This is a genomic window from Armatimonadota bacterium, assembly GCA_031460175.1.
GTDB classification, from domain to species: domain Bacteria; phylum Sysuimicrobiota; class Sysuimicrobiia; order Sysuimicrobiales; family Sysuimicrobiaceae; genus Sysuimicrobium; species Sysuimicrobium tengchongense.
The window spans coordinates 82,512-103,077 of record JAVKGW010000007.1; the positions used below are offsets into that span (position 1 = coordinate 82,512).

General features: G+C 68.8%; 18 protein-coding genes. All 18 read left to right on the forward strand.

Annotated features, from left to right (window positions below; all coding sequences use genetic code 11):
* The 18 genes from QN206_10085 (at position 1) to QN206_10170 (ending at position 20,499) form a co-directional block, all read left to right on the forward strand.
* Positions 1 to 879, forward strand: a complete 879-nt coding sequence (locus QN206_10085) for a branched-chain amino acid ABC transporter permease (GenBank protein MDR7615156.1) — start codon at positions 1 to 3, stop codon at positions 877 to 879.
* Positions 876 to 2,006, forward strand: coding sequence for a branched-chain amino acid ABC transporter permease (locus tag QN206_10090; GenBank protein ID MDR7615157.1), 1,131 nt, complete (start codon positions 876 to 878; stop codon positions 2,004 to 2,006). Before QN206_10085 ends, QN206_10090 begins: the two co-directional genes overlap by 4 nt.
* A complete protein-coding gene (locus tag QN206_10095; protein MDR7615158.1) occupies positions 1,999 to 2,742 on the forward strand; it encodes an ABC transporter ATP-binding protein in 744 nt (247 codons plus the stop codon). The genes QN206_10090 and QN206_10095 overlap by 8 nt, the downstream gene beginning before the upstream one ends.
* Positions 2,735 to 3,442: an ABC transporter ATP-binding protein gene (locus QN206_10100; GenBank protein ID MDR7615159.1), complete on the forward strand. Its 708-nt coding sequence runs from the start codon at positions 2,735 to 2,737 to the stop codon at positions 3,440 to 3,442. Before QN206_10095 ends, QN206_10100 begins: the two co-directional genes overlap by 8 nt.
* 34 nt (positions 3,443 to 3,476) lie before the next feature.
* Complete coding sequence (locus QN206_10105) at positions 3,477 to 4,367, forward strand: NAD(P)-dependent oxidoreductase (GenBank protein ID MDR7615160.1); 891 nt, start codon at positions 3,477 to 3,479, stop codon at positions 4,365 to 4,367.
* A gap of 92 nt (positions 4,368 to 4,459) precedes the next feature.
* Positions 4,460 to 5,395 (forward strand): thiamine pyrophosphate-dependent dehydrogenase E1 component subunit alpha, encoded by a 936-nt coding sequence (locus tag QN206_10110; GenBank protein MDR7615161.1) that lies wholly within the window; start codon positions 4,460 to 4,462, stop codon positions 5,393 to 5,395.
* Between the two features lie 31 nt (positions 5,396 to 5,426).
* Positions 5,427 to 6,407: an alpha-ketoacid dehydrogenase subunit beta gene (locus QN206_10115; protein MDR7615162.1), complete on the forward strand. Its 981-nt coding sequence runs from the start codon at positions 5,427 to 5,429 to the stop codon at positions 6,405 to 6,407.
* A gap of 27 nt (positions 6,408 to 6,434) precedes the next feature.
* Complete coding sequence (locus QN206_10120) at positions 6,435 to 7,772, forward strand: Xaa-Pro peptidase family protein (protein ID MDR7615163.1); 1,338 nt, start codon at positions 6,435 to 6,437, stop codon at positions 7,770 to 7,772.
* 13 nt (positions 7,773 to 7,785) lie between these two features.
* On the forward strand, positions 7,786 to 8,949 hold the full coding sequence (locus QN206_10125; GenBank protein MDR7615164.1) for a dihydrolipoamide acetyltransferase family protein: 1,164 nt from the start codon (positions 7,786 to 7,788) through the stop codon (positions 8,947 to 8,949).
* 7 nt (positions 8,950 to 8,956) lie between these two features.
* A complete protein-coding gene (locus QN206_10130; protein MDR7615165.1) occupies positions 8,957 to 9,733 on the forward strand; it encodes an SDR family oxidoreductase in 777 nt (258 codons plus the stop codon).
* A 40-nt stretch (positions 9,734 to 9,773) separates the two neighbouring features.
* Entirely contained in the window at positions 9,774 to 11,207 is a 1,434-nt protein-coding gene (locus QN206_10135; protein MDR7615166.1) for an aldehyde dehydrogenase family protein, read from the forward strand.
* Positions 11,208 to 11,302: 95 nt separating this feature from the next.
* Positions 11,303 to 13,609, forward strand: a complete 2,307-nt coding sequence (locus QN206_10140; GenBank protein ID MDR7615167.1) for a xanthine dehydrogenase family protein molybdopterin-binding subunit — start codon at positions 11,303 to 11,305, stop codon at positions 13,607 to 13,609.
* Positions 13,610 to 13,648: 39 nt separating this feature from the next.
* Complete coding sequence (locus tag QN206_10145) at positions 13,649 to 14,461, forward strand: ABC transporter ATP-binding protein (GenBank protein ID MDR7615168.1); 813 nt, start codon at positions 13,649 to 13,651, stop codon at positions 14,459 to 14,461.
* Positions 14,458 to 15,279, forward strand: coding sequence for an ABC transporter permease (locus QN206_10150; GenBank protein MDR7615169.1), 822 nt, complete (start codon positions 14,458 to 14,460; stop codon positions 15,277 to 15,279). Before QN206_10145 ends, QN206_10150 begins: the two co-directional genes overlap by 4 nt.
* A 15-nt stretch (positions 15,280 to 15,294) precedes the next feature.
* On the forward strand, positions 15,295 to 16,323 hold the full coding sequence (locus QN206_10155; GenBank protein MDR7615170.1) for an ABC transporter substrate-binding protein: 1,029 nt from the start codon (positions 15,295 to 15,297) through the stop codon (positions 16,321 to 16,323).
* Positions 16,311 to 17,318 carry an ABC transporter substrate-binding protein gene (locus tag QN206_10160; protein ID MDR7615171.1) on the forward strand — a complete coding sequence of 336 codons (1,008 nt, stop codon included), beginning with the start codon at positions 16,311 to 16,313 and terminating at the stop codon, positions 17,316 to 17,318. Before QN206_10155 ends, QN206_10160 begins: the two co-directional genes overlap by 13 nt.
* An 11-nt stretch (positions 17,319 to 17,329) precedes the next feature.
* Positions 17,330 to 18,733 carry an aminomethyl transferase family protein gene (locus tag QN206_10165; protein MDR7615172.1) on the forward strand — a complete coding sequence of 468 codons (1,404 nt, stop codon included), beginning with the start codon at positions 17,330 to 17,332 and terminating at the stop codon, positions 18,731 to 18,733.
* Positions 18,734 to 18,735: 2 nt separating this feature from the next.
* Complete coding sequence (locus QN206_10170; protein MDR7615173.1) at positions 18,736 to 20,499, forward strand: thiamine pyrophosphate-binding protein; 1,764 nt, start codon at positions 18,736 to 18,738, stop codon at positions 20,497 to 20,499.
* Positions 20,500 to 20,566 lie beyond the last annotated feature (67 nt).

Genomic DNA, 20,566 nt, shown 5'->3' on the forward strand with positions numbered 1-20,566 from the left:
ATGGTAGAGCTCGGGCAGGCGGTGGCTTCCGGGGTCCTCATGGGGACGTTCTACGCGCTCCTCGCCCTCGGTCTGACCCTGGCCTGGGGCTTCTTCGAGACCATCGACTTCACCCACTTCGCGGTGGTCTTCGGGTTCGGGTATGTGGCGTACGAGCTCGCCACCCGCGGCGTGGATCTCCGGCTCGTGCTCCTCCTCGTGGCCCCTGCCGGGGCCCTGGTGGGGATGGGCTGGCGGTGGGTACTCCGTCGGCTGCGGCTGGATGAGGCCCGCTCCCTGGTGTTCACGTTCGGCGCGCTCGTGGTTTTTGAAGGACTCTCCAAGCTGGTGTGGACGGCGGATTACCGGCGGATCCCCACCGCCCAGAACCCCTACGCCATGGGAGCGGCGACCCTGGGTCCCCTGGCCCTCCCGTTCACGCAGGTGGTTTCGTTCTCCCTCTCACTGATCGTGGCGGGGGCGGTGGGCCTGTGGCTGCGGCGGAGCTATGCGGGGAAGGCCCTCCGGGCGGCGGTGTCCGACGAGGAGATGGTGCGTTCCTGCGGGGCCGACGTGGAACGGCTCCGGCTCCTGATCGCGGCCCTGGGAGGCGCGACCGGCGGGATCGGAGGGGTGCTTGTGGCCATGAACTACGCCCTCTTCCCCAACGCGGCGGAGCAGTGGGTCGGCCTTCTGTTCGCGGCCGTGATCCTGGGCGGCATCGGGAACCCCGCGGGTCTCGTGTTCGGAGGGATCGTGATCGGGGTGGCGGAGGCCCTGGCGCAGGGACTGGGGGCGACCGCGGTGGCGCGTCTGGTGGGTGCTGCGGCCCTGGTGATCGGGCTCCTCGTGCGTCCGGAAGGCCTCTTCCCCAGCGTGTTGGGACGCCGGGAGGGATGAGCGAGTTGCGGATCTGGGGAGCGATCGCGGGCGTTCTGGTCGGCTTGCTCCTGGTGCCGACCGTGGTGCGGGCGCTGGGCCTGCCTGCCTACTACCTGGTGTTCCTCTACTTCTACTTCTTCTGGGTGGCCCAGGCCACTAGCTGGAACCTGATCTCGGGCTATGCGGGATATTTCAGCTTCGGACAAGGCGCCTTCTATGGCGCGGGGGTGTACGGCGCCGCGGTGCTCATCGACCGGCACGGAGTGCCCTACGGGCTCGCGATCCTGGCGGGTGCCGCGGTCAGCGCCCTCATCGCCTCCGCCATCGGGGTGGTGACCTTCCGCCTGCGCCAGATCCGCGGGCCGGTTTTCGCCCTGGTCACCCTGGCCGTGGCGCTGGCCATGCACAGCCTCGCGAACAACGTCAGCTACCTGGATGGGGGGCGAGGGATCCCGCTGCCCAAGCTCAGTTACCCCTTCGGTCTCTCGGACGTGGAGTTCCTGTACTACGCGGGGCTCGGGGTGGGGCTGGTGGCCGTGGCGATGGGGTGGTGGACGTACCGAAACCGGCACGGGTGGGGCCTGCGGGCCATCCACGACGACGAGCGCGTGGCGGAGGGCCTGGGGGTGCCCACCTTCGCGTACAAGATGGGCGCGCTCGCGTTGAGCGGAGCCCTGGCGGGCCTGAGCGGTGGGTTGCACGCCCTGCAGATCCGGTATGTCACCGCGGATGCGGTGTTCTCCCTGCGCGTGCCGCTCCTGGTGATCATGATGTGCGTGCTGGGGGGGCGCCGTCACTGGCTGGGACCCTTGGTGGGGGCAGGGGTGATCCACGCCCTCAACGACCGGCTCAGCGGGCCCGGCCTGAGCAGCCTCAGCGAGGTCCTGATGGGCCTGCTCCTCATGGTGGTGGTAGCCGCCCTCCCGGAAGGCATTTCCAGCCACCTGCGCCAGCGGGGAATGGCCGCGGGACTCGTGGGACTGAGCGGTCTGGGGGTCGCGCTGGTGGCCCGCCTCGCTTTCCTGGATGCCCTCGCCATCGGGATTGCCGTGGCCGTGGTCTTCCTGGTGCTTCGGACGCACCGCTTTGCCCTCGGGCCCTGGCACAGGAGCAAGGCCCGGGAGGTGGAGGCCGCCCGTGGCTGATGTGCTGTTGGATCTCCGGGAGGTGTGGAAGAGCTTCGGAGGGGTCCGGGCGCTTCAGGGCGTGTCCCTGCAGGTCCGGGAGGGGGAGATCGTGGGCCTGATCGGCCCGAACGGCTCCGGCAAGTCCACCCTGATCAACGTCGCCACCGGGTACTACCCGGTGGACGGGGGGAAGATCTGGTTCGGTGGGGTCAACATCACACGGTTGCCGCCCCACCGCCGCGCCCGGCTGGGCCTGGCCAGGACGTACCAGCACCCGCGGCCCTTCTGGCAGCTCAACGCGCAGGACAACGTGGCCATGGGGGACCTGTTCGGGCGGAACGCCCGGGAGCGCACACCCGAATCGGCTCGGAAGGCGGCCCGGCAGTGGCTCAGGATGCTGGGCCTGGAGGCGGTGGCGGAGGAGGCGGTGAGCGCCCTCACCCTGCAGGAGCGGCGTCTGTTGGAACTGGCGAGGGTCCTCGCAAGCCGGCCCCGGGCCATCCTGGCAGACGAGGTGCTGGCGGGGCTCACGGTGGCGGAGGCGGAACGGGTGATGGAAGCGCTGCGGAGGATCCGCGACATGGGCGTGGCGCTCCTGGTGGTGGAGCACAACATCAAGGCCATCCGCGCGCTGGCGGACCGAATCGTGGTGCTGCACGAGGGTCGGGTCCTGGCCGAGGGGTTGCCCGAGCAGGTGCTTCAGGATGCCCGCGTGCGTCAGGCTTACCTGGGGGGGTCTCCCGCGCATGCTTGAGATCCAGAACCTGGAAGTCCGCTACGGAGAGGCGAGGGCCCTGGAGGGGATCACCCTCACGGTCCACGAGGGTGAGGTGGTGGCGGTCCTGGGCCCCAACGGCGCGGGCAAGAGCACGCTGGTGAAGAGCATTGCAGGCTGGGTGGGCATCCGGCAGGGGGAGGTGCGGTTCCAGGGAGAGTCCCTCGTGGGCTTACCTCCCGAACAGATCTGCGCGCGGGGGATCGGGCTGGTGCCGGAGGGCCGGCGGGTCTTCGCGGACCTGACGGTGAAGGAAAATCTGGAGCTGGGCGCGTTCCATCCCCGCGCCCGGCAGCGCGCTCCCGAGACCCTCGAACAGGTCCTCCACCTCTTCCCCAGGCTTCGGGAGCGTCTGGGACAGCGGGCCGGAAGCCTGAGCGGCGGGGAGCAGCAGATGCTGGCCATCGGGCGCGCGCTGATGGGGATGCCGAAGCTGTTGCTGATGGACGAGCCGTCCTTGGGCCTGGCTCCCGTTATGGTGGAGGCGGTCTTCCGATTCGTGCAGGAGGCCCGCACCCTGGGTCTGTCCATCCTCCTGGTGGAGCAGAACGCGGTGTGGGCCCTGGCGGTGGCCCATCGGGGGGTGGTGATGGATCGGGGTCGCATCGTGACGGAGGGCACCCAGGAGGCGCTGCGGCGGGATCCGCGGGTCCAGGACGCCTACCTCGGGGTGGGATAGCGGGAGCGAGGGGAAGACGGGCGGGAGGACGGCGGTGGAAAAGATCGGATTCGTCGGGCTCGGCGTGATGGGCGGCCGGATGGTGAAGCGGCTCCTGGAGGCAGGCCGCCCCGTGGTGGGCTACAACCGCACGCGGTCCAAAGCGCAGTGGCTGGTGGACCTGGGCATGGAGTGGGCGGACTCTCCCCGGGCGGTGGCGGAGGCCGCGGACGTGATCTTCACCATGGTCCGGGACACGGAGGCCCTCCGGGCGGTCACCCGCGGCCCGGACGGCATCCTGGCCGGGCTCGGCCCGGGAAAGGTGTACGTGGACATGAGCACCGTGAGCCCCGCGGAGAGCCGGGCCCTGGCCGCGGAGGTCGCCGCGCGGGGCGCCCGGATGCTGGATGCCCCGGTGTCCGGGAGCGTGACGACCCTCGAAGAGGGGCGGCTCTCCATCATGGTGGGAGGAGAGGTGGAAACCTTCCAGCGGGTGCTCCCCATCCTCCAGGACATCGGGCCCGTGGTCACCCATGTGGGCGGGAACGGGCAGGCGGTGCTCATGAAGATCGCCACGAACCTCAGCCTCGCGGTCCAGATGCTGGCCTTCAGCGAGGGGGTGCTGATGGCGGAGAAAGGGGGGATCCCCCGGGAGACCGCGGTGCAGGTGCTGCTCAACAGCGTGGCGGCCTCTCCCATGCTCAAGTACCGGGGTCCCTTCGTCCTCCGGATGCCGGAGGAGGCCTGGTTTGACGTGAACATGATGCAGAAGGATCTGCTGCTCGCCCTGGAGGCGGGCCGGGAGCTCAACGTTCCCCTCCCCACCACGGCGGTGACCAACGAGTACCTCACCGCCGCCCGGGGCATGGGGCTGGACCGGTACGACTTCGCGGTCCTGTTCGAGGTCCTGTCCCGCCTGAGCGGGCGGATGCCGGGACTGGAATAGGAGGTGAGGAGGAGATGCAGCGGCCTGTGACGTCCGTGGGCCCGGAGCTCCCTCCGGAAGTGCGGGATGTGCCGAGGGAGCAGTGGCTCCACATGTACGAGCTCATGGCGAAGATCCGGGCCTTTGAGGAGCAGGCGAACGAGCTGTACATCACCCGGAAGATGCCGGGACTCACCCACCTGTACAGCGGGGAGGAGGCGGTGGCGGTGGGCGTGTGCCAGGCCCTGCGGCGGGACGACTACATCACCAGCACCCACCGGGGACACGGCCACTGCCTCGCCAAGGGGGCCCGGGTGGACCGGATGTTCTGCGAGCTCCTGGGCAAGGCGGAGGGCTACTGCCGGGGCAAGGGGGGCTCCATGCACATCGCGGACCCGGACTCCGGGAATCTCGGCGCCAACGCCATCGTGGGCGGGAGCACGGGGATCGCCGCAGGGGCGGCGCTGTCCGCGAAGATGCGGGGGACGGATCAGGTGGCGGTGTGCTTCTTCGGGGAAGGGGCCCTGGGTCAGGGGATCCTGTACGAGGCCATGAACATGGCCTCCCTGTGGAAGCTCCCGGTGATCTACGTGTGCGAGAACAACCTGTACAACGAGTACACCCACTACCGGGAGACCACGGCGGGAGAGATCCTGGCACGGCCCCGGGCCTTCGGGATCCCCGCGGAGGAGGTGGACGGACAGGACGTGCGGCTGGTGCTGGCCGCGGCCCGTCGGGCCGTGGCCAGGGCCCGGCGCGGGGAAGGACCCTCGTTCTTGCTGTGCAACACCTACCGATTCTATGGCCACCACGTGGGCGACGTGGACCGCTCCTACTACCGGAGCAAGGAGGAGGAGGAGTGGTGGAAGCGGGAGCGGGATCCCCTGCGCATCCTGCGGGACTGGATGGTGCAGGCGGGGCTCGCGGAGGAGGCGGAGTTCGAGCGCATCCATCGGGCGGTCCAGGAGGAGATCCTGGCCGGGGTGGCCTACGCCCTGGAGGCTCCTTATCCGGATCCCCGGGAGGTGAGCCAGCATGTCTACGCCTAGTCTCTCCGTCGGATCCGGCGCACCCGCGGGCGTGCGGGAGATCACCATGGCCCAGGCCATCCGGGAGGCCCTGGCGGAGGAGATGCGCCGGGATCCCCGGGTGTTCCTCCTGGGCGAGGACGTGGCGGAAGCCGGCCACCCCTTCAAGGTGCTCACGGGGCTTGTGGACGAGTTCGGCCGGGAACGGGTGATCGACACCCCCATCTCGGAGGCGGGCTTCACCGGGATCGCGGTGGGCGCGGCCATGACGGGGATGCGGCCCGTGGTGGACATCATGTTCGGCGATTTCCTCACCCTGGCCATGGATCAGATCGTGAACCAGGCGGCCAAGATCCACTACATGTCCGGCGGCAAGCTCAAGGTGCCCCTGGTGGTCCGGACCACCTTGGGGGCGACCCGCCGGTCCGCGGCCCAGCACAGCCAGAGCCTGCACGCCTGGTTCAGCCACATCCCCGGACTCAAGGTGGCCCTGCCCGCTACCCCCTACGACGCGAAGGGGCTGTTGAAGACCGCCATCCGGGACGACAACCCCGTGCTCTTCTTCGAGGACAAGATGATGTACCAGGTGAAGGGACCGGTCCCGGAGGAGGAGTACACCATCCCCTTCGGGGTAGCGGACATCAAGCGGCCGGGGCGCCACGTGACCCTGGTGGCCACCAGCAGCATGGTCTACGTGGCCCTGGACGCGGCCCGGATCCTGGAGCAGGAGGGGATTGAGGCGGAGGTGGTGGACCCCCGCACCACCCTCCCCCTGGACGTGGAGACCCTGGTGGCCAGTGCCCGGAAAACCGGCCGTGTGATCGTGATCGACGAGGGATACCGAGGGTACGGGGTGACCGCGGAGATCGCCGCGGTGATCGCGGAGGAAGCTTTTTACGATCTCGAGGCGCCCGTGCGCCGCCTGGGGGCCATGGACGTGCCGGTCCCCTTCTCGCCGGTCCTGGAGGACCAGACCGTACCGACCCCCGAACAGGTGGCCGCGGTGGCACGGGAACTCTGTGGGCGAGCGTGAGGGAGGACGCTGGGAGGAGGTGAGGAGATGGGCATTAAGACGTATGGCCTCATGGGCGTGGATTGGGAAGTCCGCGTGGACTACGAGCGGCTGCGCCGGGAGCGCCTCCAGCGCGCCAAGGCCTTCCTGAAGCGGTCGGAGCTCGGGGCCCTGTTGTGCTTCGACATGAACAACATCCGCTACATCACCGCCACCCACATCGGCACCTGGGCCATGGACAAGCTCGTGCGGTTCTGCCTGCTGCCCCAGGACGACGAGCCCATCCTTTGGGACTTCGGGTCCGCGGCCCGGCACCACCAGCTGTACTGTCCGTGGCTGGGGGAGCGATCCCGGGCCGGAATCTCCACCCTCCGGGGGTCCTACCCGGAGCGGGCGAAGGACGTGGCCCGGAAGATCCGGGTGGAGCTCGAGGCGAGGGGGCTCCACAGGGAACCCCTGGGCGTGGACGTCGTGGAACCCACGGTGCTCTTCGCCCTCCAGGAGGAGGGGCTCCGGGTGGTGGACGGCCAGTGGGTGATGACGGAGGCCCGGAAGATCAAGACCCAGGACGAGATCACCCTGCTCACCACCGCCTGCATGATGGTGGATGCCGCCTACGAGGAGCTCTACAAGTTCCTGCGGCCGGGCGTGCGGGAGAACGAGTGCGTGGGGCTCGTGGCCAAAGTCCTCTATGACCTCGGCTCCGAGCATGTGGAAGGGGTGAACGCCATCAGTGGAGAGCGGTGCAGCCCGCATCCCCACGTGTACACGGATCGGGTCCTGCGGCCCGGAGACCCCGTGTACTTCGACATCCTGCACAGCTTCAACGGCTACCGCACCTGCTACTACCGCACCTTCGTGGTCGGAAGCGCCTCCCCGGCCATGGTCGACGCCTACAAGCGGTGCCGGGACTACCTGGACGCGGCCATCAGCCTCATCAAGCCGGGAGTGACCACCGCGGACGTGGTGAAGGTCTGGCCCCGGGCCGAGGAGTTCGGGTTTGCCAACGAGGAGGCCGCCTTCGCGCTGCAATACGGGCACGGGGTCGGTCTGTCCATCTGGGAGAAGCCCATCTTCAGCCGGCTCGTGTCCTTCGAGAAGCCGGAGGTCATCGAGGAGGGCATGGTCTTGGCCCTGGAGACCTTCTGGCCCGCTTCCGATGGATGGAGTGCGGCCCGCATCGAGGAGCAGCTGGTGGTCACCAAGGACGGGTGCGAGGTCATCACCCGGTTCCCCGCGGAGCAGCTCCTGGTGGCGGGAGCCCGGTACTGGACCGTGGACGGGCCGCTCCCGCTGCGGCGGGAGGTGCAGTCGCACCTGAACCGGGAAACGAGCCCTCGGGAGGCCGTGGTGGCCTCCGCGGCGGTGGAGGGCGTCCGGCCCTAGGTCGGAGGGAGACGTGCCGAAAGAGGTGATCATGCCCGCCCTGGGGTTGGCCCAGGAGACCGGTAAGGTCCTGAGGTGGCTGCGGGAGGAGGGGCAGGAGGTCCGTCAGGGCGACCCCCTCCTGGAGGTGGAGACCGATAAGGCCAACGTGGAGATCGAGGCCCCGGCGAGCGGCGTGCTGGCCCGGGTCTTGGCGCCCGAAGGCGCGGAGGTCCCCGTCGGGCAGGTGATCGGCTGGATCCTCCTGCCCGGGGAGCAGGCGTCCGACCTCCCGGTTCCGGAGGCCTCGGCTGCGGCGGCGGAGCGGGAGGCGGGAACGACTGCGGCCCCCGAGGCGGCGCCGGGGCCAGGGCCGGAGGCGGAGATTGCCCCCGCCCGGCCGCGGGCGTCTCCCAAGGCGCGCCGGATGGCGCGGGAGATGGGCGTGGACCTGAGGTCGGTTCAAGGGTCGGGTCCGGGCGGGGCGGTGCTCGCCGCGGATGTGGAGCGGGCCGCGGCCCGGGCAGAGCCCGCCGAGCTCCCGCACATCTGGAAGCTCATGGCGGACCGGACCGCCCGCGCATGGACGACGGTCCCGCATTTCTTCCTCCAGCGGGACGTCCGGGCGGACCGGCTCCTGGCCTGGCGGGACGCCTTGCGGACGAGGATCCAGGCGGAGATCACGTACACGGACCTTCTGGTGAAGCTGGTTGCGGCGGCCCTCCGGGCGCATCCCGAGGTGAACGCCCGCTGGGAGGAAGGGCGGATCCGGAGACTCCCGGAGGTGAACGTCGGGCTTGCGGTGGCCACGGAGCAGGGGCTCGTGGTGCCCGTGATCCACGGAGCGGATGGACTTCCCGTAGAGGAGATCGCACGTCGTCGGGCGGAGCTCGTGGAGCGGGCGAGGTCCGGAAAGCTGCGTCTGGAGGATGTGGAGGGAGGGACCTTCACCCTCACGAACCTGGGCATGTACGGGGTGGATCGGTTCTTCGCCATCATCAACGCGCCGCAGGCGGCCATTCTGAGCGTGGGACGGATCACGGAGTGGGCCGTGGCGGAGGAAGGGAGGGCCGTGGTGCGCCCCGGCCTCACCTTGGGGCTCTCCTGTGACCACCGGGTGATAGACGGCGCCCGGGCCGCCCGGTTCCTGGAGACGTTGGCGGGGTTCGTGGAGGAGCCGCTGGCGCTGCTGCGGTAGAGAGCGCATGGATCTCGGAATCCAGGGGAGGGTTGCCATCGTCACGGGAGGAAGCCGGGGGTTGGGGCGCAGCGCGGCCATGTCCCTCGCCCGGGAGGGAGTCCGGGTGGCCATCTGCGCGCGGAACCCCGAAGACCTCCACCGGACCGTGCAGGAGCTCCGCGGCCTGGGAGCGGAGGCCATGGGCGTGGTGGCGGACGTGACGCATCCGGAGGGACCGGAGAGGGTCTACCGGGAGACGGTGGAGCGGTACGGGCAGGTGGACATCCTCGTGAACAACGTCGGAGGGCGGCGGGGAGGGCAGTCCCTGGAGGACACCACGGAGCAGGACTTCCTGGACGCCCTCCTCCTCAACCTGTTCAGCGCCATCCGGCTCACCCGGCTTGCCCTTCCCGAGATGCGCAGGCGGCGCTGGGGCCGGGTCATCAACATCGCCTCCATCTGGGGGCGGGAGTACGGGGGGACCATCGCGTACATGACCGCGAAGGCCGCCCTCATCGCGTTCACGAAGGGCCTGGCCCGGCAAGTGGCGAAGGACAACGTGCTGGTGAACTCCGTGGCGCCGGGGTCCATCCTGTTCCCGGGCGGGGGCTGGGATCGGTTCATCCGTACGAACCCGCCGGAGGTGGTGGAGGAGTTCATCGCGCGTAACCTCCCCATGGGCCGGTTCGGTTGGCCGGAGCCCGTGGGGGATCTCGTGGCGTTCCTCGCTTCGGAGCGGGCGTCCCTCATTACCGGCGCCTGCATCAACATCGATGGGGGACAGAGCTACTCCCTGATCTAGCGCGGGGCCCGGATGGGGCGGGTGAGAGGGAGGTGATGAGATGGCCACGCGGACGGTGCCCCGGTGGGGGCTGTACGTGGACGGGAAGTGGCGGGAAGGAGAGCGGTACGTGCCGGTGCTCCACAAGTACCGGCAGGAGGTGATGGCGGAGGTCGCGGAGGCAGACGAGGCCCTGGTGGAGGAGGCGGTGCGGGCCGCACAGCGGGCGGTTGAGGAGCGGCCGCTGGCACCCTACCGGCGGTTCGAGATCCTGCGCCGGGCCGCAGATCTCCTGAGCGCACGGAAGGAAGAGTTCGCCCGCACCATCGCCCAGGAGGCCGGGAAACCCCTGAAGTACGCCCGGGTGGAGGTGGATCGGGCGATCCAGACCATTTCGCTCAGCGGGGAGGAGGCAAAGCGCATCCACGGGGAGCAGGTGCCCGTCGATGCGGCGCCAGGTTCCGAGGGCCGGATCGCGTTCACCCTCCGGGTCCCCGTCGGCGTGGTGTGCGCCATCACGCCCTTCAACTTCCCCTTGAACCTCGTGGCCCACAAGGTGGCCCCGGCCCTGGCGGCGGGGAATGCGGTGGTGCTCAAGCCCGCCACGTATACGCCCCTCACGAGCCTCCTGCTCGCGCAGCTCCTGGAAGAGGCCGGGCTCCCCCCCGGGTACCTCAACGTGGTGGTGGGAAGCGGGCGCACGGTGGGCGAGGCCCTGCTCCGGCATCCCGGGATCGCCCTCTATACCTTCACCGGGAGCCCGGAGGTGGGTGAGCGCATCAAGGCCGCCACGGGCCTCCGTCGCGTGATCCTGGAGCTCGGCAACAACTCCCCCAACATCGTGGCCGAAGACGCGGATCTGGATCAGGCGGCGCAGCTGTTGGCCCGGTTCGCGTATCTCTATGCCGGACAGTTCTGCATCTCCGTCCAGCGCATCTACGTGGAAGAGCCCGTCTACGAGGCCTTCCTGGAGAAGTTCGTGGCATCTGCCCGGGCCATGAAGCTGGGAGATCCCGAGGACCCCGAGACGGACATCGGCCCCATGATCTCCGAAGCGGACGCCCAGCGCGTGGAAGCCTGGGTGGAGGAGGCTCTCCAGGGCGGCGCGAAGCGGGTGCTGGGTGGCCCGCGCCAGGGCGTGCTGTATCCCGCCACGGTCCTGGTGGACGTGCGGCCGGAGATGAAGGTCGTCTGCCAGGAGGTCTTCGGTCCCGTGGCCTCCGTGGTGGCGTGCTCGAGCTTCGAGGAGGCCCTGGAGCAGGCCAACCGAACCGAGTACGGTCTGCAGGCGGGGGTGTTCACCCGCGATCTCCGCAAGGCCATGCGGGCGGCCCGGACCCTGCGCATGGGCGGGGTCATCATCAACGACACCTCCGGCTACCGGGTGGACCTCATGCCCTATGGGGGTGTGCGGCGAAGCGGCATCGGACGGGAAGGCCCCCGCTACGCCATCGAAGAGATGACGGACCTGCGCCTCATCGTGCTGAATCCTTAAGCCGTCGGTGTGGAGGCGCGGTAAGCGAAGCCTCGGGCGCCCCCATCCCAGAGCTCGCAGGCCTGCCACCTTCTGAGCCCGTGTGGAGGTGTTGGATGGAGACGCGGTGGATCGGGAAACCCCTGCGGCGTCGGGAGGATGGGCGGTTCCTCCGGGGGGAGGCCCGTTACCTCGACGACCTGGTCTTCCCGGGGACGCTCCACATGGTGGTGATCCGGAGCCCCTATGCCCACGGGGTGCTCCGGGCGATCCGGACGGAGCGGGCCCGGGCCTGCCCTGGGGTGGTGGAGGTGGTCACCGCGGAAGGCCTTCCCCCGGACCTGCAGGGGGTCCCCCCCGCGCCGGTGGAAGGAGCAGAGGTGGCATCCGTCCCGCATCCGCTGCTTGCCCGGGACCGGGTGCGGTACGTGGGAGAACCCGTGGCCGTGGTGGTGGCGGAAAGCCGGGCCGCGGCGTACGACGCCGCGGCGGAGGTGGAGCTGGACGTGGAGCCGCTGCCCGCGCTGGTGGAGGTCCAGGAGGCGTTACGGGGGGAGATACGGCTTCACGAATCCGTCCCGGACAACGTGCTCTTCCGGTGGCACCGGGCGGGAGGGGAGGTCGAGACGGCATTCCGGAAAGCCGCACGGGTGGTGCGGGGCCGCTTCCGGATCCCCCGCCTGGCCGCGGTCCCCCTCGAGCCCCGCGGGGCGCTTGCCTCCTATGACCCGGGCACGGAGACCCTCACCCTGTGGTGCTCCGCCCAGGGACCGCACCAGCCCCGGGCGCAGCTCAGCCGGATTTTGCGGCTCCCCGAGGACCGGATCCGGGTGGTGGTGCCGGACGTGGGAGGGGCTTTCGGGAGCAAGGGGAGCCTGCCACCGGAGGCGGCCCTCGCGGCATGGCTGGCCATGCGGTTGGGGCGCCCCGTGAAGTGGGTGGAAACCCGTCGGGAGAACCTCCAAGCTTCCTACCAGGGCCGGGGACTGGAAGCGGAAGTGGAGATGGCGGTGGATGAGACCGGGCGCTTCACTGGGGTGCGGGCCACCCTATGGGCCGACGTGGGTGCCTATCTCTACCCTTCGACCGTCATCCCGCCCGTTACCACCGCCCTGCTGCTCACGGGTGCCTACACCGTCCCCGCTGCGGAGGTCACGGTGCTGGGGGTGGCCACGAACAAGGTTCCGACCGGACCCTACCGGGGCGCGGGGCGTCCCGAGGCCGCCTACCTCGTGGAGCGCATGGTGGACCTCGTGGCCCAGGAGATGGGCGTGGATCCCGTGGAGCTGCGCTTCCGTAACCTCATCCCTCCAGACGCCTTTCCGTACCGCACCCCCCTCGGGTTCACCTATGACTCCGGGAACTACCCTCAGGCCCTGCAGCGCCTGCAGGCCCTCCTGGAGGCAGAGGGATGGCGGACCTTGCGGGAGCGGGCCCGGGTGGAAGGGAGGCTTGTGGGGATCGGGGTGGCGCTGTACGTGGAGCGGGTGGGAGCCCGGGAGTGGGAGAGCGCCTCGGTCTCCGTGCTCCCCTCCGGCCGGGTGGTGGTGCGCACGGGGTCCACCGCCCACGGTCAGGGACACGAGACCACCTTCGCGCAGATCGCGGCGGAACTCCTGCACCTGGACGTGGCGGACATCACCGTCCAGTACGGCGACTCCGCGATGGTCCCCCCGGGGGTGGGAACCTTCGGGAGCCGTTCCACCACCATCGGGGGGTCCGCCCTGGTGGTGGCGCTGGAGAAGATCCGGGAAAAGGCTGCGCACATCGCCGCCCACCTGCTGGAAGCGGCGGAGGCGGACCTCGAGTGGGCAGAGGGGAAGCTGCGGGTGCGTGGGTCTCCCGACCGGGCGATCTCCTGGCAGGAGATCGCAGCCGCCGCGTATCAACCCGGCCGTCTTCCGCGGGAGGTGGAGCCGGGGCTCAACGCGTACGGGTACTTCGCCCTGCCAGGGCTCGTGTTCCCCTACGGCGCGTATGGGGCCGTGGTGGAGGTGGATCGGGAGACGGGGGAAGTCCGGCTGTTGAAGCTGGTGGCGGTGGACGACGCGGGACGCATCGTAAACCCCCTCCTCGCGGAAGGACAGGTACGGGGCGGGATCGCGCAGGGGATCGGACAGGCGCTCCTGGAGGAGGTGGTGTACGGAGGAGACGGGCAGCTTTTGACCGCGAGCCTCGCGGAGTACGCCCTGCCGCGGGCGGAGCAGGTTCCGGAGGTGACGTCCGAGTTCATGGAGACGCCCAGCCCGCTGACCCCCCTCGGGGTCAAGGGACTCGGGGAGGCGGGGACCATCGGGATGCCTGCCGCGGTGGCGAACGCGGTGATGGACGCGCTGGGGCCGCTGGGGGTACGGCACCTGGACTTCCCCTTCCGGCCGGAGCGGGTGTGGCGGGCCATCCGGGAGCGTGCGACACGGACCTAGGCAGGGTGTGGAGCTGGATGTCGCTTGAGGAGCACGGCCGTGGGTGAAGGGTTGCAGATCGAGGGGCTTTCCCTGCGGTTCGGAGACCTCCTCGTGCTGGACCGCGTGGATCTAGAGGTGGGAGAAGGAGAGTTCGTTTGCCTGGTGGGGCCGAGTGGTTGTGGAAAGTCTACCCTTCTCAACGTGGTGGCGGGGTTTGGACTCCCCGGGAATCCGGAGATCGAAGGGACGGTGCGGTGGCAGGGCCGGGTGATCCGGAGCCACCGGGATTGGAAGGGGGAGTTGGGCTACGTGTTCCAGCGGGACAACCTCCTTCCCTGGTACACCTTGGAGCAGAACGTCCTGGTGAGCCTGCGCGTGCGGCAGGTGCCGCCGCACGAGGCGATCCGCCGGGCGCGCCAGGAGATTACCCGGGTCGGGCTGAGCGGCTTTGAACGACATTTTCCGCACCAGCTGTCCGGAGGGATGCGGCAGCGGGCGTCGTTGGCCCGCACCCTGGTGTACGGCCCGAAAGTGATGCTGATGGACGAGCCCTTTGGAGCCTTGGACGCCCACACCCGGATGCACCTCCAGCGGGAGCTCACAGGCCTTTGGACGGAGCATCGGGCCACCATACTCTTTGTCACCCACGACCTCTCCGAGGCCATCGTTCTCGGACAGCGGGTCGTGGTGCTTTCCAACCGGCCCGGCCGGGTCACGGCGGAGTACTCCGTGCCCTTCCCGTATCCACGGGATCCGGTGGACCTCCAGGGACGGAAGGAGTTCGCCATGCTGCAGGCGGAGGTGTGGTCACGCCTCGCAGAGGAATTCCGGCGCGCGGACCAGCACCTCCTTCGGGAGGGTGTTCTGTGAACCTGGCGCTCTCTCCATCCCGGCGGGCCCGGGTCGGGGTGTACCGGGGCGGGGCAAGGATCCTGGCCCTGCGGGCCGGGTTCGTGGCAACAATGCTCTTGGCCTGGGCCTCGGTGAGCGGGGATCTGGTGCCGGGTTGGCGGGCCATGCCCCGTGCCCTCCTGCCGTCCCCCGGGGAGGTTTTGAAGGCCCTGTGGGCGTACGCGCAGAGCGGGGATCTAGCGGCCGACGCCTTCTACACCCTTTCGGAGGCGACGGGGGGCCTGGCCTTGGCCATCGTCATCGGGATCGCGGTGGGGGTGCTGTTCGCCTACGTGCGGCTGCTGGGCCAGGCGGCAGAGCCCCTGATGGTGGCCCTGAACGCCATGCCCCGGTACGCGCTCGCGCCCCTGTTCGTGATTTGGTTCGGGCTTGGGATGGCGTCCAAGGTTGCCCTGGTGTTCTTCGCGGTGTTCTTCGTGGTGTTCTTCAACGTGTACCAGGGGGTACAGACGATCGACCGCAACTGGGTGCGGGGAATTGAGGTGATGGGCGGGGGACCACGGGAGATCGCCCGCTACGTGATCCTGCCGTACGTGGTGAGCTGGGTGGTGGCGGCCCTGCGGACCTCCATCGGGGTGTCTCTGGGGGTGGCGGTGGTGGGCGAGTTCGTGGGGTCCGTGCAGGGCCTCGGCTACCGGATGGTGATCTCCGTGGGCGTGCTGGACACGCCCCGTACCTTCGCCATCGTGTTGATCCTGGCCGCGGTCGGGTATAGCATCGTGAGCCTGGCGACTGCCGTAGAGCGAAGGCTCCTGCGGTGGCAGCGGGAGGCTTGACCGGGAGGAGAGGTCATGCGGAGATCGGAATTGCTGGTTCTGATTGGGTTGCTGGTGGGTCTGGTAAGCGTGTCCCCCGGGATTGCACAACAGGGGCCCGTGCAGCTGGACCTCCCCGTGGTCGCTGCCGTGGAGCCTGCGTTGCCCGTTTTGGTGGCGGAAGCGGCAGGGTACTTCCGTGGGGAGGGGGTGGAGGTCGGACGGATTCTTCTGTCCGGCGGTGTGGCGATCCGCAACCTCCTCATCGGTGGCCGTACGTCTTTCGGGGTCATCGGAACGGAGCACATTCCCCTCGCGCGACTCGCGGGCGCTCCCCTGAAGGGGATCGCTCCCGTCTACGACCGGCTGCACGTCACCCTCATCGTCCGCTCGGCCCTGCGGAGGCAGGTGAGGCGCGTGGAGGACCTAAAGGGCCGGACCGTGGGCGTTACGGCACCGGGCTCCTTTACGTGGTCCATCGCGGTGACATTCTTGAAGAAGGCGGGACTGGAGCCGGAGCGGGATGTCCGGCTGTTGCCGGTTGGGACCGACGCAAGCGTGATGTATACCGCCCTACAGACGGGACGAGTGGACGCCTTGGCCTTCAGCGAGCCCGTGCTGAGCCGAGTGGAGGTAGACGGGGTGGGCTTCATGCTGGTGAACATCTTCGATCCTTACGTGCTCAGGCGGTGGATGGGTACCGATCTGCTTCTGGTGGGCGTCCTGGCGACCACGGAGAGCGTGATCCGCAGCCAGCCGGAGGTGGTGGCGGCCATGGTGCGGGCCGTTCAGAAGGGGCTGGCGTACATCCGGAGTCACTCCTCCCAGGAGATCGTGCAGCTGGTGGTCAGGGACCCCAAGACGGCTCAACTCTTCCAGGGCGTGGCTCCGGAGCTGGCGGTGAAGATGATCAACCGGATCCGACACGGGTATGGGACAGGGTGCTTGAGCCGGACAGGATACGAAGCCGAGTTGCGCCGCATGATGGACACGGGGGTCATCAAGCAACCCGTGCCCTTCGAGGAGGCCCTGGAGCCCCGGTGGGCGGGGGTGTGCGCCCGGTGATGGAACCCTCTCTCACGCTGACCCTGGCCGCGGGCCCCTACGACCGTCTGGAGCCCCTCCGAGACGGTACCGTGAGGCCGGAGGGAATGCGGCTTGTGTACGTCCCTGTGGAGGAACCTCCAGAGGCGTTCCTACGGGGGCTCGCGGGGGAGTTCGACGCCTTCGAGCTCAGCTGCTCCCTGTACCTCTCCCGGCGGGCGGAAGGGGATTTTCCCTTCGTGGCCCTGCCGGTCTTCCCTTCCCGCATGTTCCGGCACGGGTACGTCTTCGTCCGGGAAGGGAGGGGGATCGAGCACCCGAAGGATCTGGAAGGGAGAAGGGTGGGCGTTCCGGAGTTCACGCAGACGGCCCTGGTCTGGATCCGGGGAATCCTGCAGGAGGAGTACGGGGTGGATCTTCGGTCCATTACGTGGGTGGTAGGGGAGGCGAACCGACCTGGGCACCGGCCGGCGGTCATTTCCGGCCGGCCCCGGGGGGAGGGGTGGAAGTTGGAGCCCGCTCCGGAGGGCTACAGCCTGGACCGGATGTTGGTGGAAGGGCTGTTGGATGCGTACATGGGGGCGGTGCGCCCTCGCTCCTTCGGAGTGGATCCCCGCATCCGTCGGCTCTTCCCGAACTACCGGGAGGTGGAGCGGGCGTACTACCGCCGCACGGGGATTTTCCCCATCATGCACACGGTGGTGGTGCGGGAGGAATTGCTCCGCCAGCACCCTTGGGTGGCCACGAGCCTCTATCGGGCCTTCTGTCGGGCGAAGGAGGTGGCGTTCGAGCGCATGGCCTACAGCCCCGCGCTGCGCTATAGCCTGCCCTGGCTGCACGCGGACCTGGAGGAGCTCCAGGAACTCTTTGGGGCGGATCCCTGGCCGTACGGAATCGAGCCGAACCGGAAGGTTCTGGAGACACTGCTCCGGTACCTCCAGGAGCAGGGGCTGTTGGCCCGGCCGATGCCTCTCGAGGAGGCATTTGCCCCTGTCCACGTCTTCGAAGGGCAATAGGGAGGAAGGCGATGGGGAGCGCAGGACCCCGGAATCTGCAGGAGATCCTGGAGCAGGTCCCCAACATCACGGACTATCTGTACAACAACCGGACGGGAGCGCGAGCCTTCCCCGTCGTCCCCGCGGAGTTCACCAACTGGCGGGACGAGCAACATGCGTGGCGGGAGACGGTGGCGCTCCTGGATCTCTCGTACCACATGTCGGACCTGTACGTGTACGGACCCGATGCCCTCCCGCTCCTGAACTTCCTCGGCATAAACAGCTTCCGGGGATTTGAGCCCGGACAGGCCAAGCAGCTGGTGGTGTGCTCCCCGGAGGGGTATGTGATCGGGGACGCGGTGCTCTTCTACCTAGAGCCAGAGGTCTTCCAGCTGGTGGGGCGTCCCTCCGCGCTCAACTGGGTGCAGTACCACGGGGAGACCGGCGGCTACCGTGTGCGCTTTGAGCGGGACGAGTGGTCCCTGGTGGATCCCCATCGGCCCCGCCGGGTGTATCGGTTTCAGCTGCAGGGACCTCTTGCCCCGGCCCTGCTGGAGGCGCTGAACGGGGGCCCCCTTCCGGACGTGAAGTTCTTCCACATGGCTTGGCTCCAAATCCGGGGACGCCGGGCACGGTTCCTGCACCACGGCATGGCGGGCGTGGCGGGTGGGGAGATCTTCGGCCCGTGGGAGGATCGGGAGGCGGTGCGGGAGGCCATCCTGGAGGCAGGGGAGGCGTTCGGGCTGCGGCAAGTGGGCTCTCGGGCGTACGCCACGAACACATTGGAATCCGGATGGATCTCCGGAGTCTTGCCTGCCATCTACACGAGCCCTGCCCTGAGGGCGTACCGGGAGTGGCTCCCGGCCACGAGCTATGAGGCGACGGGATCCTTGGGCGGGAGCTTCTACTCCCCCAACATCGAGGACTACTACCTCACCCCCTGGGATCTGGGCTACGGACACATCCTGAAATTCGACCACGACTTCATCGGGCGGGAGGCTTTGGAGCGGAAGGTGGGAGAGCCTCACCGCCAGAAGGTGACCCTGGTGTGGCACCCGGAGGACGTCACGGGAGTGTTCCGTGACCTCTTCACGAAGCCCAAGGGCGAGCGGGCCAAGTACATGGATCTGCCCGTGCCCCGGTACTGCATGTGGCCGTACGATAAGGTGCTGAATCGAAAGGGGGAGTGCGTCGGGTTCTCCACCTCGTGCGGGTACAGCTCCAATGAGGGGGCCATGCTGTCCCTGGCCATGGTGGAGGAGGCGTACCGCGCGCCGGGAACAGAGGTCATCGTGGTGTGGGGGGAGCCGGACGGTGGGTCCCGCAAGCCCAGCGTGGAGCGGCACGTGCAGGTGGAGATCCGGGCCACGGTAGGGCCGGTGCCCTACTCCCAGGCGGCCCGGGAATACCGGACCCTGGTGCGCGGCCGGAGATGAGGATGGGGGAGCGCGGGCCGGAGTACGGGTCGGACCTGATCGTGGAGCTGATGCGCCGGTGCGGGATCGAGTATGCAGCCCTCAACCCGGGAGCGACCTTCCGGGGGATCCATGATTCCATCGTGAACTACGCGGGCAACCGTTCCCCAGAGCTGATCCTCTGTACGCACGAGGAGATCGCGGTGGCCGTGGCCCACGGGTATGCCAAAGCGAAGCATAGGCCCATGGTGGCTCTGGTCCACGACGTGGTGGGACTCCAGCACGCCAGCATGGCCATCTTCAACGCATGGTGTGATCGGGAGCCTGTGTTGGTCATCGGGGGAACAGGTCCCTTGGATGCCACGCAGCGGCGCCCCTGGATCGACTGGGTACACACCGCCCACGTGCAGGCCAACCTGGTCCGGGACTACGTGAAGTGGGACGACCAACCCGCGAGCCTGCGGGCCATTCCCGCCTCCTTCTACCGGGCATACCGCCTGGCCATCCAGGAGCCCAGGGGTCCAGTATACCTGTGCTACGACGTGGCGTTACAGGAGGCGCGGTTAGAGGAGCCGGTGGAGATCCCGGACCCGGAATCGTACCTCCGGGTGACGCGCCTGGCACCGGAGGAGGAAGCCCTGGACCAGGTGGCCCGGTGGCTGGTGGAGAGCTCGTTCCCGGTTCTCCTGGCGGATCGGGTGGGACGGGACCCCCAAGCGATCCCGCACCTGGTGGAGCTCGCAGAGGAGGTCGGGGCGGCGGTGGTGGACACGGGACGCCGGCACAACTTCCCTTCCTCCCACCCGCTCGATGTGAGCGATGCGAGGGAGGAGGTTCTGGCCCAGGCAGACCTGGTGGTGGCCCTGGAGGTGTACGACCTCTTCGGGGCCCTTCGCGCGCCTGTGCATCCCCGATCCCGGGAGAGCCGGAGCCTGGTGGCCCCGACCGCCCGGATCGTCCACATCACCCTGGGAGACCTGCATGCGCGGGGATGGGTGCACGACATCAACGAACCGCAGCCCACGACGCTCACCGTCCTTGCGGACACCACGGTGACGCTTCCGCTCCTGGTTGAGCGGGTGCGAAGGCGGTTGAGACGGTCGGAAGCCGGCAGAGGGGCCCGGGAGCAGCGCCGTCGGTATCTGGAGGATCTGCACACGTCCTTACAGCAGGGGGTCCGGCGCGGGTTGGAGGAGCGCTGGGGGGAGCGGCCCGTTTCCCCGCCTCGTCTCGCGTACGAGGTCTGGCAGGCCATCCGCGGGATCCCTTGGCAGCTGGCGAATGGCTGGCTGGGAGGGTGGCCCCGGCGGCTGTGGGTCTTCGAGGAACCCGATTGCTTCCTGGGGCACAACGAAGGGGCAGGGCTCGGGTACGGCATGGGAGTCTCCATCGGCGCCTGCCTGGCGCATCGGAGTACGGAGCGTCTCGTGGTGAACCTTCAGTCCGAGGGAGATTTCCTGTACACGCCTGGAGCCCTGTACACCGCGAGCGCTTACCGATTGCCCTTGTTGATCGTCCTGGTGAACAACCGTTCGTACTACAACGATGAGGAGCACCAAGCGGAGGTGGCCCGCCTTCGGGGACGGCCTGTGGAGAACCGGGGGATCGGGACGCGTCTGGATCACCCGGACGTGGACTACCGGAAACTGGCGGAGTCCTTCGGCGTGTACGCGGAAGGGCGGGTGGAGGACCCCACGGCCCTTCCGGAAGCGCTCCGAAGGGCCGTCACGGTCTGCATGGAGGAGCGGTGTCCTGCGCTGGTGGAGGTCCTGTGCGCCCCCCGATAGGCAGGGCACGGAGGGAGGGCTCTCTGAGGGACGTGGTCCGGGGCCGCAGGAGGAGGTACGATTCCGG